Annotated in this window: 19 protein-coding genes; 9 read left to right on the top strand and 10 right to left on the bottom strand. The window is 71.8% G+C overall.

The features are described 5' to 3' along the window. The first annotated feature begins 23 nt into the window (after positions 1-23). Positions 24-470, top strand: a complete 447-nt coding sequence (locus NZH93_RS04265; RefSeq protein WP_259621579.1) for an SRPBCC family protein — start codon at positions 24-26, stop codon at positions 468-470. Between the two features lie 71 nt (positions 471-541). Continuing rightward, positions 542-1177 carry a DedA family protein gene (locus tag NZH93_RS04260; protein WP_259621578.1) on the top strand — a complete coding sequence of 212 codons (636 nt, stop codon included), beginning with the start codon at positions 542-544 and terminating at the stop codon, positions 1175-1177. On the opposite strand, the gene NZH93_RS04255 is transcribed toward NZH93_RS04260, so the two are convergent. From NZH93_RS04255 to NZH93_RS04245, 3 genes are all read right to left on the bottom strand, one after another. Continuing rightward, positions 1162-1800, bottom strand: coding sequence for a response regulator (locus NZH93_RS04255; RefSeq protein WP_259621577.1), 639 nt, complete (start codon positions 1798-1800; stop codon positions 1162-1164). The two genes, NZH93_RS04260 and NZH93_RS04255, sit on opposite strands and share 16 nt — an antisense overlap. Next, entirely contained in the window at positions 1791-2861 is a 1071-nt protein-coding gene (locus NZH93_RS04250) for a sensor histidine kinase (protein ID WP_259621576.1), read from the bottom strand. Before NZH93_RS04250 ends, NZH93_RS04255 begins: the two co-directional genes overlap by 10 nt. Before the next feature lie 63 nt (positions 2862-2924). Further along, a complete protein-coding gene (locus tag NZH93_RS04245) occupies positions 2925-3974 on the bottom strand; it encodes an FAD-dependent oxidoreductase (protein ID WP_259621575.1) in 1050 nt (349 codons plus the stop codon). Between the two features lie 67 nt (positions 3975-4041). Between NZH93_RS04245 and NZH93_RS04240 the strand changes: the two genes are divergently transcribed. From NZH93_RS04240 to bcp, 4 genes are all read left to right on the top strand, one after another. Beyond that, on the top strand, positions 4042-4911 hold the full coding sequence (locus NZH93_RS04240) for a hypothetical protein (protein ID WP_259621574.1): 870 nt from the start codon (positions 4042-4044) through the stop codon (positions 4909-4911). 60 nt (positions 4912-4971) lie between these two features. Next, positions 4972-5979, top strand: a complete 1008-nt coding sequence (locus NZH93_RS04235; protein ID WP_259621573.1) for an LLM class flavin-dependent oxidoreductase — start codon at positions 4972-4974, stop codon at positions 5977-5979. Positions 5980-6314: 335 nt separating this feature from the next. Then, positions 6315-6863 carry a hypothetical protein gene (locus NZH93_RS04230; RefSeq protein WP_259621572.1) on the top strand — a complete coding sequence of 183 codons (549 nt, stop codon included), beginning with the start codon at positions 6315-6317 and terminating at the stop codon, positions 6861-6863. Between the two features lie 15 nt (positions 6864-6878). After that, the gene (bcp, locus tag NZH93_RS04225; protein ID WP_259621571.1) at positions 6879-7352 is read left to right on the top strand and encodes a thioredoxin-dependent thiol peroxidase; all 474 of its coding nucleotides are present in this window, start codon (positions 6879-6881) and stop codon (positions 7350-7352) included. Between the two features lie 49 nt (positions 7353-7401). Here the strand turns inward: bcp and rdgB are convergent, their stop codons facing one another. Then, positions 7402-8004 (bottom strand): RdgB/HAM1 family non-canonical purine NTP pyrophosphatase, encoded by a 603-nt coding sequence (gene rdgB, locus NZH93_RS04220; RefSeq protein WP_259621570.1) that lies wholly within the window; start codon positions 8002-8004, stop codon positions 7402-7404. Continuing rightward, positions 8001-8771, bottom strand: a complete 771-nt coding sequence (gene rph, locus NZH93_RS04215) for a ribonuclease PH (RefSeq protein ID WP_259621569.1) — start codon at positions 8769-8771, stop codon at positions 8001-8003. The genes rdgB and rph overlap by 4 nt, the downstream gene beginning before the upstream one ends. Before the next feature lie 62 nt (positions 8772-8833). Here rph and NZH93_RS04210 point away from each other — a divergent pair, with 62 nt between their 5' ends. From NZH93_RS04210 to NZH93_RS04200, 3 genes are read left to right on the top strand one after another with little or no spacing between them, the layout of a single operon-like run. Then, complete coding sequence (locus NZH93_RS04210) at positions 8834-9352, top strand: DUF2231 domain-containing protein (protein WP_259621568.1); 519 nt, start codon at positions 8834-8836, stop codon at positions 9350-9352. A gap of 46 nt (positions 9353-9398) precedes the next feature. Then, positions 9399-10412 (top strand): type IV toxin-antitoxin system AbiEi family antitoxin, encoded by a 1014-nt coding sequence (locus tag NZH93_RS04205; protein WP_259621567.1) that lies wholly within the window; start codon positions 9399-9401, stop codon positions 10410-10412. After that, a complete protein-coding gene (locus NZH93_RS04200) occupies positions 10378-11202 on the top strand; it encodes a nucleotidyl transferase AbiEii/AbiGii toxin family protein (protein ID WP_259621566.1) in 825 nt (274 codons plus the stop codon). The genes NZH93_RS04205 and NZH93_RS04200 overlap by 35 nt, the downstream gene beginning before the upstream one ends. Before the next feature lie 7 nt (positions 11203-11209). Here the strand turns inward: NZH93_RS04200 and NZH93_RS04195 are convergent, their stop codons facing one another. Genes NZH93_RS04195 through NZH93_RS04175 form a run of 5 tightly spaced genes read right to left on the bottom strand, consistent with a single transcriptional unit; the run spans position 11210 to position 14368 of the window. Beyond that, positions 11210-11617 carry an OsmC family protein gene (locus NZH93_RS04195; protein WP_259621565.1) on the bottom strand — a complete coding sequence of 136 codons (408 nt, stop codon included), beginning with the start codon at positions 11615-11617 and terminating at the stop codon, positions 11210-11212. Positions 11618-11674: 57 nt separating this feature from the next. After that, entirely contained in the window at positions 11675-12178 is a 504-nt protein-coding gene (locus NZH93_RS04190) for a hemerythrin domain-containing protein (protein ID WP_259621564.1), read from the bottom strand. A 46-nt stretch (positions 12179-12224) separates the two neighbouring features. Then, positions 12225-12923: an MBL fold metallo-hydrolase gene (locus tag NZH93_RS04185; protein ID WP_259621563.1), complete on the bottom strand. Its 699-nt coding sequence runs from the start codon at positions 12921-12923 to the stop codon at positions 12225-12227. Positions 12924-12941: 18 nt separating this feature from the next. After that, entirely contained in the window at positions 12942-13736 is a 795-nt protein-coding gene (gene murI, locus NZH93_RS04180) for a glutamate racemase (protein WP_259621562.1), read from the bottom strand. Next, the gene (locus tag NZH93_RS04175) at positions 13733-14368 is read right to left on the bottom strand and encodes a rhomboid family intramembrane serine protease (RefSeq protein WP_259621561.1); all 636 of its coding nucleotides are present in this window, start codon (positions 14366-14368) and stop codon (positions 13733-13735) included. The genes murI and NZH93_RS04175 overlap by 4 nt, the downstream gene beginning before the upstream one ends. Between the last annotated feature and the right edge of the window lie 18 nt (positions 14369-14386).

Raw genomic sequence — 14386 nt, 5'->3', positions numbered from 1 at the left:
GTACCAGATGGTACATGTACCACATGGTACAGAGAGTGGACGCCACCGCGCGGACGACGGCCGCCCCTGAACGGGTGTACGCGCTGGTGAGGGACGGGGCCTCCTGGCCGGGCTGGTCGCCGCTGGACTCGTTCGCACTGGAGCGGGAGGGCGCCACCGAGCGCGAAGGGATCGGCGCGGTCCGGGTGTTCCGCACGAACCGGTTCCCGAAGCCCGTCGTGAGCCGCGAGGAGATCGTGGAACTGGTGCCGAACCGCAGGCTGGGGTACGTGCTGCTGTCCGGGCTGGCGGTGCGGGACTACCGGGCGTCCGTCGACCTCGAACCGGACGGGGAGGGCACGCGGATCCGCTGGCACTCGTCGTTCCGACCGGTCGTCCCCGGCACCGGGTGGCTCTACCGGCGGGCGTTGCAGCGGATCATGGAACGGTGCGTGCGCGGTTTGGCCGACCGCGCCGCGGGTACCACCTGAGGAGAACCCCACCCCGACCGTGCGGTCGCCTCCAGTGCGGGCCTCAGGGTCCTTTCCCTAGCTTGGAGGCCATGAGCAACCCCGTAACAGCGGTCATCGAGTGGGTCACCGGGCTGATGACGACGCTCGGCGCGCCGGGCGCGGGCATCGCCATCGCCCTGGAGAACCTGTTCCCGCCGCTGCCCAGCGAACTGTTCCTGCCACTGGCAGGTTTCACCGCCAGCCGCGGCGGGATGAGCCTGGTCGCCGCCATCGCGTGGACCACGGCCGGGTCCGTGGTGGGCGCGCTGGCCCTGTACTGGCTGGGCGCGCTGCTGGGGCGGGAGCGGATCCGGGCCATCGTGAGGAAGCTGCCGCTGGTCGACGTGTCCGACGTGGACCGGTCCGAGGCGTGGTTCGGCAAGCACGGCTCCAAAGCCGTGTTCTTCGGGCGGATGATCCCGGTGTTCCGCAGCCTGATCTCGATCCCGGCGGGCATCGAGCGGATGCCGCTGCCCAAGTTCATCGGGTTGACGGCGGCGGGCAGCCTCATCTGGAACACCGCGCTGATCATGGCGGGCTTCCTGCTCGGCGAGAAGTGGCACCTGGTCGAGCAGTACGCCGGCTTCGTGTCCACCGGCGTGCTCGTGGCGGTCGGCGTCGCGCTCGTCTGGTTCGTCGTCTCCAGGGTGAACAGGCGCAAGCAGGACAGTCACGACCCCAGGTAGCGCAGCACCGCGAGGACCCTCCGGCTGTAACCGTCCACACCCGACAGCCCGAGCTTGTCGAAGACGCTCGCGACGTGCTTCTCCACGGCGCTCAGCGACACGTGCAGCCGCGCGGCGATGGTCGCGTTCGTGCAGCCCTCCGCCATCGCGGACAGCACCTCCCGTTCGCGCGGTGTCAGCGCCCCGATCTCGCGGGTCGTGCGGGACAGCAGTTGCCGCACGACCTCGGGGTCGAACGCGGCGCCGCCCGACCCGACGCGGTGCAGGGCGTCGAGGAACTCGTCCACCCGCACGACCCGGTCCTTGAGCAGGTAGCCGACGCCGTCGGAGGGCCCGGTGAGCAGGTCGACGGCGTACCGCTTCTCCACGTACTGCGACAGCACCAGCACCCCGACGGCAGGCCAGCAGCGGCGGATCTCCAACGCCGCGCGCAAGCCCTCGTCGGTGTTCGTCGGGGGCATCCGGACGTCCGCCACCACCACGTCCGGCCGGTGGGCGGCGACCGCGCTCACCAGCGCGCCGCCGTCGCCCACCGCCGCGACGACCTCGTGCCCCTCCTCGGCCAGCAGGCGCGCCAGTCCTTCGCGCAGCAGGGTCGAGTCCTCGGCCAGGATCACCCGCACGGCAACTCCGCGGTGATCTCGGTCGGTCCGCCGACCGGGCTGGTCACGGCGAACCGCCCGTCCAGCGCGGACACCCGCCGCGCCAGGCCTGCGAGCCCTCCGCCGTCCGGGTCCGCGCCCCCGCGCCCGTCGTCCTCCACCCGCACGCGCACGACCTCCTCGTCCCGTCCCACCTCCACGGTGATCACGCCCGCGCCGGAGTGCTTCGCCGCGTTCGTCACCGCCTCGCACACCACGAAGTACGCCGCCGTCTCCACGGGCGCGGCCACGTCCCCGGCCAGCTCGACGTCGATCCGCACCGGGATCGCCGACCGGTCCGCCACGGCGGCCAGCGCCTCGCGCAGCCCCAGCGAGTCCAGCGCCGTCGGGTACACCCGCCACGCGACCTCGCGCAGGTCCTCCAGCACCCGCGAGGACTCCTCGTGCGCTTGGCGCAGCAGGTCTTCCGCCTTCGCCGGGTTCCGCCGGGCCCGACCGAGGAGCATCCCCAGCGTCACCAGTCGCTGTTGGACACCGTCGTGCAGGTCCCGCTCGATGCGCCGCCGCTCGGCGTCCACCGCCTCCACGATGCCCGCGCGGCTCAGCGCCAACTGGTCGATCCGCCGCCGCAGCAGTTCCCGCTCGCCGGGCCCGAGGAACCGGTGCGCCACCCCGCGCTCCAGCGCGACGACCCCCAGGATCCCCTGCGCCTCCACGAACAGCAGGACCACGCCGACCAGCGCCGTCCACCCGACCTCGACGAAGGTCGACGGGCCGAGCACACCGGTGGCCACCCGCCAGCCGATGACCACCGCGAAGTACAGGCCGTAGAACAGCCACACCAGCACGAACCCGCCGAGCAGCCCGACCGGTGCCCGCACCGCCACGAACCGCCGCGCCTGCCGGTCCAGCGGTTCCGCGCTGTCGATCCCGAGGAACACCAGCAGCCGTCGGCGTTCCAGGTCCGCGAGCCGCGCCACGACCCGGTCCGACGACCAGGCGACGGCGAGCAGCGGGAGTTCGACGACGGCGCCGAAGAAGCCCAGCATCAGACCGACGACCACCCGAAGTGCTTTCCCCACCGGCCGTTCCCCCGCCCGTCACCGTCCCCCGCGCAGCCGGGGACAAGCGTGACACGGGCGGGATCAGCCGACCGGCACGGGGGCCAGCAGGTCCTTCAGCTCGCGCACGGCGGCACGGCCCGCGCGCGACGCGCCGACGGTGCTCGCGGAGGGCCCGTAGCCGACCAGGTGGATCCGGGGATCGGCGACCACGCGGGTGCCGTCGAGCTTGATGCCGCCGCCGGGGCCGCGCAGCCTCAACGGCGCCAGGTGGTCGATCGCGGCCCGGAACCCGGTGGCCCACAGGATCGCGTCGGCGCGCACCTCCCGACCGTCGTCCCAGGCGACATCGGTCGGGGTGATCCGGTCGAACATCGGCAGCCGGTCCATCAGGCCCGCCTCCTGCGCGGCGCGCACCTGGGGCGTGCGGAACAGGCCGGTGACGCTGACGACGCTGGCGGGCGGACGGCCCGCCCGCACGGCCTCGTCGACGCGGGCGACCACGGCCCGGCCGATGTCGTGGGTGAACGGCTCGTCGGTGAACAGCGGCTCGCGCCGGGTCACCCACGTGGTCGTGGCGACCTGCTGGATCTCCAACTGGAGCTGGATCGCCGACGAGCCACCGCCGACGACGATGACGTGCTGCCCGGCGAACTCCTCGGGTCCCCCGTAGTTCGCGGTGTGCAACTGGCGGCCCCGGAACAGCTCCTGGCCGGGGTAGTGCGGCCAGAACGGGTGGGTCCACGTGCCGGTGGCGTTGATCACCGCGCGGGCGGACCACGTCTCGTCGGCGCTCTCGACCAGCAGCCTGCCGTCGTCGCCGTTCCGGACGGCGGTCACGGACACGGGTCGTTCGACGTGGATGTCGTTGCGGCGCTCGAAGTCCGCGAAGTACGCGGGCAGCACCTCGTTGGCGGGCGCGAGGTCGTCCACGACCTCGAAGGGCATCGCGGGCAGGTCGTGGATGCCGTGGACGGTCGCCATCCGCAGCGTCGGCCAGCGGTGCTGCCACGCGCCGCCGGGGCCGCGGTCGGCGTCCAGGACGACGTGGTCGATCCCGGCCCGCCGCAGGAAGTACCCGGCGGACAGCCCCGCCTGCCCCGCCCCGATCACCACGACGTCCACGCTGATCACAACCGGTAGAACGCGCGGGACCCGAAGTCGCTTCCGTCGCCTGCGTCACAGGGCTAGGTTCGGCCGCGTGCACAAGATCCTTTCAACCGTCCTAGCGCTCGCGCTCGTGACGGCCGCGGCGGTTCCCGCCCAGGCCGACCCGGCCACCGACGCCCGTGCCGCGGCACCGCCGGACGTGACGGTGGCGTTCGCCGTGTACGACCGGGATTCCGCCCGCACGACCCTCCGCTTCAACGAGCACCAGCAGATCCGGTCCGCGTCGATCGTGAAGATCCTGATCGCGCTGGACTACTTCGAGACCTACGGCGCCACCACGCCGATCCCGGAGGCGGACCTCGCGCTGCTGGTGCCGATGCTGCGCTCCAGCGACGACGACGCGGCCAGCGAGCTGTGGGTCCGGCTGGGCTGGGAGAAGATCGTCGAACGCGCGGTCGTGCGGCTCAACCTGCGCGACTCCGCGCCGCCGGTGAACGTCGGCTTCTGGGGGTACACGGCCCTCAGCGCGGCGGACGTCGTGACGATCTACCGGCACGTCCTGGAAGACGCCCCCGCGCCCGTGCGCGACTTCGTGATGGGCAACCTGTCCGAGGCGACCAAGTGCGCCACCGACGGGTTCGACCAGTCGTTCGGCATCCCGTCCGCGGTGCCCGGCCGGGTGGCGTTCAAGCAGGGCTGGTCGCGGTTCGGCGACGTGCCGCCGCGCCCGTGCGTCGAACCGAAGCCGCGCCGGGACCTCGGCGCGTCGAAGGACGGCCCCGAGCGCGCCGCGACCCCGGACCTCACCCGGCCCGCGATGCACACGACCGGCACGTACGGCCACAAGATCATGGCCGTGCTGACGCTGGAGCCCGAGGGCACGACGTGGGACGAGTCCGCACGTCGGATCACGGCCCTGACCGGCGCCGTCTACCTCGCGGACCGCATCATCGGCGGCTGAGCGCTGTGACCGGCGGCACGGGCGGGAATGTTCCCGCCCGTGCGCGCGGTTGCCCTTGGCATGAGCCGACTCCGCGACGTCCCGCTGTCCGTTCTCGACCTGGCCACGATCGGCAGCGGCTCGAACGCGACAGAGGCGCTGCGGGGCACCACCGAGCTCGCCCAGCACGTCGAACGCCTTGGCTACCAGCGGTTCTGGCTCGCCGAGCACCACAGCATGCCGGGCATCGCCAGTTCGGCCCCGGCGATCCTCATCGGCCACGTCGCGGCCGCCACCACCACGCTGCGCGTCGGCTCCGGCGGCGTGATGCTGCCCAACCACGCCCCGCTCGTCGTCGCCGAGCAGTTCGGCACGCTCACCGCGCTGCACCCGGACCGCATCGACCTCGGCATCGGCCGGGCGCCCGGCACGGACCAGAAGACGGCCCGCGCGCTGCGCCGGTCGGCGGGTTCCCTGTCGGCGGAGGACTTCCCGCAGCAGTTGAGCGAGCTGATGGGCTACTTCGACGGGACCGAGGACATCACCGCGGTGCCCAGCACGGGCAACAAGCCGCCGGTGTGGCTGCTGGGTTCCAGCGGCTACAGCGCCCAAGTCGCGGGCCTGCTCGGCCTGCCCTTCGCGTTCGCCCACCACTTCAGCGCGGAGAACACGCTGCCCGCGCTCGCGCTGTACCGGCAGAACTTCCGGCCTTCCGCCGTGCTCCAGGAGCCGTACGCGATGGTCTGCGCCGCCGTGATCGCGGCCGACACCGCCGAGCACGCCCGGTGGATCGCGGGCCCGTCCGGTCTGGCGTTCCTGCGGCTGCGCGGCGGCAACCCCGGCCTGTTCCCGTCGCCGGAGGAAGCCGCGGAGTACCCGTACAGCGACATCGAACGGATGTTCATCGAGAGCCGCGCGTCGTCCATGGTCATCGGCGACCCCGCGACCGTCGAGGCCGGGCTGGAGGAACTGCTCGACGAGACGCTGGCGGACGAGCTGATGATCACGACGATGGTGCACTCCAACGCCGACCGGATCCGGTCGTACGAGCTGGTCAAGGAGCTGGCGGGCCGGTCGGTCGCCGTGTGATCAACTAGCCCGAACGGGTGAATCGGTGGACGGGCTGTAGCACCTTTGGCACACCGTGCGATGTGGTAGTTGAGCGCGCACGCCCCCCGACGCGCTCAACTACTGCCGGGCTTTCGGGCCCGGAGTGCAGCACGAGATATCGGCCGCCGCCGCGATCGGCGTGGGTGGTGCCCCTGTGGTGCCGCCCACGCCGTCGGCCGCTGGTCATCACGGCTTGGCCACATCCCGGCACCAGGTGCGAATCAAGCACCCGAATCGGCCCCGCGCGTCCCAAAACACCGTCATGGTGGTGGCAGTCGCAGTCGCGCCCACCGCCGGGGCGGAAAGGGGAGTTCGTGAAGTTCGCCAAACTGGCCGTCGGCATCTGCCTGACCTTGGCCGTGGCGGGATGTGCGGGCGCCCCCGATCTCGTCAGCGCACCCGTGGCCCAAGCGGGCGAAACCCCGTCCGTGCGCCAGGGCGGCGTCGCCGGGGCCCCCTCGGACGGCCCCTCCACCGCCTTCGGCGCGCAGCACGTGTGGACCACCGGCCTGTCGATCACGATCGCCCAGCCGAAGTCGCTGCAACCCAGCGACACGGCGTTCCCGCAGGCGCCCCGCATGGCCGTGTTCACCGTGACGATCACCAACGGCAGCAAGGCCGAGTACCGCCCGACCCAGCTCTCGATCCGCGCGCTCACCAACGGCAAGGCCTCCCAGGAGGTCATCGACTCCGTGCAGGGCCTCAACGGCATCGCCACCGCGGTCCGCGAACTCCCACCGGGCCGCGACACCACGTTCACCCTCGCGTTCGTGGCCCCGAAGGAGCCCGCCACCATGCGGCTCGTCGTGGAACCGAACGGGGCGGGCCAGGAACCCAGCGCCACCTTCGAAGGCCAGGCCTGAGTACCGTCTGCTGGCATGAGCGAGCAGAAGCGCCTCTCCCCCGGCGACCAGGCGCCGGCGTTCACCCTCCCCGACAGCGAGGGCAAGCCGGTCTCCCTGTCGGACTACCTGGGCAGGTCCGTCGTCGTCTACTTCTACCCGGCGGCGAGCACGCCCGGCTGCACCAAGCAGGCGTGCGACTTCCGCGACAGCGTCGGCGCGCTCGGCGAGTCCGGCTACGACGTCGTCGGCATCTCCCCCGACAAGCCGGAGAAGCTCGCGAAGTTCGCGACCGCAGAGGGCCTCAACTTCCCGCTGCTGTCCGATGTGGACCGTTCGGTCCTGGCGGCGTGGGGCGCGTACGGCGAGAAGCAGAACTACGGCAGGACGGTGGTCGGCGTGATCCGCTCGACGTTCCTCGTGGACGCCGAGGGCAAGATCGCGAAGGCGATGTACAACGTCCGCGCCACCGGCCACGTCGCCAAGCTGCTGCGCGAACTGCCCGCCTGATCACCCGTGCGGCGGTGACTCCTCCGGTCCGGGGAGTCACCGCACCGGGCTAGGCCAACGCCCTCAGGTTCGGCAGCAGCAGCCGCAGCGCCCGCCCGCGGTGGGAGAGCAGGTCCTTCTCCTCCGGGCTGAGTTCCGCCGACGTGACCTCGTGGCCCTCGGGCACGAAGATCGGGTCGTAGCCGAAGCCGTTGGTGCCCCTCATGGCGCGGATGATGGTGCCGCGCCACTCGCCGCGGACCACCGTCGACTCGCCGCCGGGCACCACGAAGGCCGCGGCGCAGACGAAGCCGCCGCCGCGGCGGTCGTCCGGGACGTCGCCGAGCTGGGCCAGGACTAGGTCCACGTTGGCCTGGTCGTCGCCGTGCGCGCCGGACCAGCGGGCCGACAGGACGCCGGGCATGCCGTTCAGGGCGTCGATCGCGATGCCGGAGTCGTCCGCCACGGACGGCAGGCCGGTCGCGGCGGCGGCGTCGCGGGCCTTCGCCAGTGCGTTGCCCTCGAAGGTGGGATCGGTCTCCGGGGCTTCCGGGAACTCCGGCACGTCGTCCAGGCCGATGACCTCGATGCCGTCCAAGCCCTCCGCGGCCAGGATGCGGCGAAGTTCTGCCAACTTCTTGGCGTTGCGGGACGCCAGCAGGAGCTTCGTCATGAGCGCGACTTCTTCGGCTTCGGCTCCGGCAGGACGCCGGGGTACGGGAGGGCCAGGGCTTCGGCCTGGAGGCGGTTCAGCTCGGCGCAGCCCTCCAGGGCGAAGTCGAGCATCTTGTCCAGGGTGGACCTGGCGAAGGTGGCGCCCTCGCCGGTGCCCTGGACCTCGATCAGCGTTCCGGCGTCGGTGGCGACGACGTTCATGTCGACCTCCGCGCGCGAGTCCTCCTCGTACGGGAGGTCCAGGCGGACGCGACCGTCCACGACGCCGACCGAGACGGCGGACACGGCGCACGCCAACGGCTTCGGGTCGGCCAGCCTGCCCGCCGCGCCGAGCCACGTGATGGCGTCGGCGAGTGCGACGTAACCGCCGGTCACGGCCGCGGTGCGCGTCCCGCCGTCGGCCTGGATGACGTCGCAGTCGATGACGATGGTGTTCTCGCCCAGCGCGGCCAGGTCGATGCACGCGCGCAGGGAACGGCCGATCAGCCTGCTGATCTCGTGGGTCCGACCACCGATCCGGCCCTTCACCGCCTCGCGGTCGCCGCGGGTGTGGGTCGCGGACGGGAGCATCGCGTACTCGGCGGTCACCCACCCCAGGCCGGAGCCCGCGCGCCACCGGGGCACGCCCTCGGTCACGCTCGCGGCGCACAGCACCCTGGTGTTGCCGAACTCCACCAGCACCGATCCCGCGGGCCACTGCTGGTAGCCGCGGGTGATCCGGATGTCGCGCAGCACGTCGTCGTTCCTGCCATCGGTCCTCAGCACGCTTCTACCCTAAGGTGCACGCCAGGTGAACCAAGGGACGGCCCACCGGCGTAGGGAGAGGCATGGCACTCGCAGACGACCTGTGGACGATCGCAGGGATCCCGGCCCACCCGCTCCTGGTGCACGCGGTGGTGGTCCTCCTGCCGCTGGCGGCGGCGGGCGCCATCGCGGTCGCGGTCCGGCCGGGGTGGCGGCAGAAGTACGCGTGGCCGGTGCTGGGCCTGACGCTGGTGGGCGTCGGCTCGGTCCCGCTGGCGCAGAAGGCGGGCGAACAACTGGAAGCCAGGATGGCGAACCTGGAGAACCCGCTGATCCAGCGGCACGCCGACCTGGGCAACGACCTGATGCCGTTCGCGCTGGGCTTCGGCGTCGCGGTCGTGCTGCTGGTGGTCGCGGGCCGGTTGGCCGACCGCGAGCGGACGGCGGCGGCCGAGACGCCGGAGATCCCGAAGACGTGGCGGCGCGTCGCCATCGTCATCGCGGTCCTCGTCGTGTGCACCGGCGTCGCCAGCACGGTGCAGACCGTGCGGATCGGGCACAGCGGCGCGACGGCCGTGTGGGACGGCGTGGGAACGAGCTGAACCACGGGAACTTGCGCCGACCGGACTTCGCGTTCAGAATTCCGCCATGTTCAGAAAAAATGAACATGGCGGAATTCTGAACGAACTGGGCGACCGGCTGCGTGAGGTCGGCCTCCAGGTCGCCGTGGAGGAGCACGCCACCGACCTGGTGGTCCGGATCAGCCGCGCGTCGGGCGCGGCTCGGCGGTACGCCGTCGTGGTCCAGCGGTCCGTGCCCGCCGAACTCGCGACAGCGCTCCACCCGCACCCCTCGCTGCCCACCCTGGTCGTGGCCGGTTCGATCACCGAGGAGGCCGCACGCCTGTTGCGCGAGCGGGGCGTCGACTACGTCGACGAGGCGGGCAACGCGCACATCGCTTGGGACAACGTGCTCATCGACGTCCGGGGTCGCCGCAGGGCCAGCGGGAACACGACCAGGTCCTCGGCGCGCGGGATCAAGGCGTTCAGCCGCGCGGGGTTGCAGGTCGGGTTCGTCCTGCTCACCTGGCCGTCCACGGCCGCAGCACCGCTGCGCGGGCTCGCGAGGGCCAGTGGGGTCTCGCTCGGCACGGCCCAGGCCGTCGTCGACGACCTGACCAAGGCGGGCTACCTGCACGACGTGGCCGGAGAACGCAGGCTGGGCAGGGCCGGAGAACTGCTCGACCGGTGGTCGGAGGCCTACTCGACCAGGCTCTCGCCCGCGTTGCCCCTCGGCGACTTCCAGGTCCCCGACCTCTCGTGGTGGCGGGACTCGGAGGACGAGTTGACGCGGTCGAACGCCCAGGTGGGCGGCGAAGCCGGTGCGAGCCTGCTGGACCGGCACCTCGTCTCGTCCACCCTCACCCTCTACGTCGACGAGCAGCCGCGCTCGCTCATCGGCAGGCACCGGATGGTGCGCGCGGAACAGGTCGGCAACGTCCACGTGCGACGGCGGTTCTGGACGATGGAGGGCCAGTCGTGGATCGTGCCGTCCACGTTGATCTACGCTGACCTGCTCGCGTCCGGCGACCCCCGTCAGCGCGAGCACGCGGACAGGATCAGGACCAATGACGATCGACTTGCGGGCCTCGACCGACTTTGAGGTCCTCCGGGCCGCTAGGGTGCTGGCCCGGATCGATGACACGGCAAGGGAAGCAGGCGTCACCTACCTGGTCGTGGGTGCGACCGCGCGGTCCCTGATCTCGACCGGTCTGCGGGGCGCGAGCCCGGAACGCCGGACCAGGGACGTCGACATCGCGACCGAGGTCGAGTCCTGGGACGCCTTCGCCGACCTGGTGCGGAACCTGGAGCGGCACGGCCGCCACGAGCACAGGTTCATCGTCGAGGGGACCGAGGTCGACGTGCTGCCCTACGGCGGCGTCGAGCAGGCGGACCGGACGATCAGGTGGCCGGACGACCACGTCATGAACGCCCTCGGCCTTCGCGAGGCGGTCGACTCGGCGCTCACGGTGATCCTGCCGGGCGACCTCTCCGTCAAGGTCCCGTCGATACCGGCGCTCGTGCTGTTGAAGGTCTTCGCCTGGCAGGACCGCCACCACGACGACGTCCGCGACGCGCTCGACCTGAGGACGATGATCGAGTGGTACTCGTCCGAGAATCACCTCGACCAGCTCTACGACGAGCACTTCGCCACGCTCGAGCGGTTCGACTACGAGCCGACGCAGGCAGGGGCGTGGCTCCTGGGATCGCGCGTACCGGGTCTGCTCGACGACGAAGGCGTCGCCACGCTGCTCCGCGTCCTGGACGACCAGGAGCTGATGGGGCTACTGGCGAGGGACATGGGCGGCCATCGCCCCGAACTCCTGGTGCGGGCCGTGGGCCAGGGTGTCCGCGACGCCGCGGCGGAGATCAAGCGGTCGCGCCCCACGTGATCCGGACCTAATCGGTCGCCGCGCCCGGCAACGTCAGCGGCGTCGTGGCGGACCTCTTCAAGGTCCGGGTGACGGTGCACAACTGCTCCACGGCCCGGCGCACGACCACCTCCAGCGCTTCGCGCTGGGCGTCGTCCAAACCGGACAGGTCGTAGTCGAGCGAGACCGGCACCGTCGCCACCTCGTGGGCGCCCTCGACGCTCACGTGCTCCGCGTGCGCGGTGAACTCCCCGACCCGGCGCGTGAGCAGGGTTTCCGCCGTGACGGCGACGCACCCGGCCGCGGCGGCGAGCAGGAGTTCTACCGGGCTGAACGAGCCGTCCTGGTCCTTGCGCCCGATCCGGACCTCGGCGCCCCTGCCGTTCGACGCGACGAAGACGTGCTGACCCGCCTGGCGGACCTCGATGTTCGACACCCCGCGAAGCTAGCCGATCCCCGCCGCGCCCGTACCGGCGCGGCGGGGACCCGGTGGCTAGTCGATGCGGTCGGCGGTGGCCTTCGCGAGCCGTCGGACGTACTCGATGTCGCCGCAGCCGTCGGAGATCCGCTCCTGCCGCGCCTCCAGGAACTCATTGCCCAGTTCGTCGCGGCGCTCGTCGGCGACCTCGGAGCGGGCGTCGTTGAGGATGGTCCGCTCCTCCTCGTCGACGTGGTGGTTGAGGGCTTCGACCAGCTCCTCGAGCTTCTCCTCCCACTCCTCCGACTCGGTGTCGGAGACCTCCATCAGCGCGAGCAGGGCCTGGTGGCCCTCCGCGTGCTCCTCGGCGCCGTGGTCGACCTCGTCGTCGTCGACCTCCTTGTACCGCTTGAGCGCCGGGTAGACCTTCGTCTCCTCGGCCTCGGCGTGGGCGACGAGCAGCTCGGCGAGGTCGCCGAGGAGCGCGGTGCGGTCCGAGGTGCGGTCGCGCAGGTCGCGGAACAGCTCCTCGAACCGGCGGTGGTCGGCCAGGATCAGCTCGACGACGTCGGTGGGCATCTTCATCCTCCAAGTGGTGGGTAGCTGCGGATACCCACCACCGCCGCTAGCCAATCCGATAGCTGGTGCCCTGCCGCGCGAGTTCGACCGGTCCGGTGAACGCGGCCCGCGCCGCGTCGAGCAGCGGGGCCGGGTCGTCCCACGGCGCGATGTGCGTGAGGATCAGCATCCCGACGCCCGCGGTGGTCGCCACGGCCCCCGCTACGAGGTCGGCTTCGGCCAGCAGGACGTCCGCGCCCGACGCCAGCTCCGGCGCGGACCCGTAGACCAGCGACGCCTCGGAGGTGGCGATCCGCAGGCCGAAGGCCTCGCCGATCCGCACGGCGCTGATCTCGAACGGCCCCCGCCGGATCGTGCCCTCCACGAGCGGCTGGAAGTCGTACACGTCGGACAGGTCGGTGATCGCGAGTTCCTCGTCGTTCTCGGCGTACGCCCTGGCGAACCGGTCCGGCGCCCCGCGCGGCGCGTGCACCTCCAGCTTCCGCGCGGTCGTGTCGTACGGCGGGTTCGAGTGGTACCGGCGCAGCACGGTCAGCGCGGTGACGTCGCTGCAATGGTCCGGCCACAGCCTCGTCAGGACGAGCGCGTCGATGGCGAAGGGGTCGCACCGCGTTTGCAGCGCGGCGAGGACGCCGCTGCCGAAATCGAGCACGAGGCGGAAGCCGTCGGCCTCCACGAGGTAGCCGGAGGCCGCGGCGTCGGGCCCCGGTAAGCGGCCTGAGCAGCCGAGGATCGTCAGTTGCACGCGTGCGAGCCTCGCACGTCACCCCAGGGCGTGAAACGCGGAAACACCCAGTTGGGGTAGGAACCGGCGGGCCAACCTGGCGAACGTCGGCAGGTCGCCGGTGGAGCTGAACCGCTGATCGGGTTCACCCTCGCGGAACTGGTCGCGTTCGTTCAGGACGCGCATGACGTCCTTCACCGTCTCCTCGGCGCTGGACACCAGCGTCACGCCCTCCCCCATCACGATCTGGAGGACGCCGGTCAGCAGCGGGTAGTGCGTGCAGCCGAGGACGACGGTGTCCACGTCCGCCTGCTGCAACGGCTCCAGGTACGCCTGCGCGAGGCCGAGCACCTGGCGGCCGGACGTGGTGCCGCGTTCCACGAAGTCGACGAACCTCGGGCACGCCACCGCGGTCACCTCGACGCCGCGGGCGGCGGCGAACGAGTCCTGGTACGCCTCGGAGGTGATCGTGCTGACGGTGCCGATCACGCCGACGCGGCCGCTGCGGGTGGTGGCGACCGCGCGCCGCACGGCCGGGACGATCACCTCGACCACCGGCACGTCGTAGCGCTCACGGGCGTCGCGCAGGCAGGCGGCGGACGCGGTGTTGCAGGCCATCACGATCATCTTGGCGCCGTCCGCCACGAGCCGGTCCGCGAGCGCCAGCGCGTGCTTGCGGACCTCGGCGATCGGCAGCGGTCCGTACGGGCCGTTCGCGGTGTCGCCGATGTACCGGATCCGCTCGCCGGGCAACTGGTCCATGATCGCCCGCGCGACGGTGAGACCGCCCGCTCCGGAGTCGAAGATGCCGATCGGGGCGTCCGCGGAAGTCACATCGGCAGACTAGCCGGGGTGGGCGTCGGCACCCGGCGGGCGTCCCTGGCCACTCCCCACGCCGCGAGCACGCCGCCGACCGCGCCGAACAGGTGGCCTTCCCAGGACACGCCGGGCTGGCCGGGGAGCACGCCCCAGAGCGCCCAGCCGTACGCGACGAACACCAGGACGGCCACCACGATCTGCCACGGGGCGCGCGCGAAGATGCCGCGCACCAGCAGGAACGCGAGGTAGCCGAAGATCAGCCCGGACGCGCCGATGTGGCTGGCGGTCGAGCCGACGAGCCAGATCCCGAGCCCGCTCGCCAGCCAGATGACGGCGGTGACCTGCGCGAACTGCTTGAGACCGCCGGAGGTGGCGAGGAAGCCGAGCACCAGCAGCGGCACCGCGTTGCCGGTCAGGTGGCTCCAGCCCGCGTGCAGCAGCGGGTACCAGATCAGGTTGTCCCACTGGCTGAAGTCGCGCGGGATCACGCCGTCGTCGTCCAGCGAGTGGCCGAGCGCGGTGTCGACGCCCTCGATCACGAAGAGGAGCGCGACGAACCCCACGACGACGGCCGCGGACAACAGCGGCTTCGGCGGGACGATCCGCTTGGAGAGCTGCTTCGGCGCCTGCACCTGGGTCGGGTCCACCCGTCCAGGTTACGTGCG

The organism is Umezawaea endophytica (assembly GCF_025061645.1).
In the GTDB taxonomy this organism is placed as follows: Bacteria; Actinomycetota; Actinomycetes; order Mycobacteriales; family Pseudonocardiaceae; genus Umezawaea; species Umezawaea endophytica.
The sequence above is the reverse complement of the archived record's forward strand: the minus strand, read 5'-3'. Positions and strand labels throughout refer to the sequence as shown.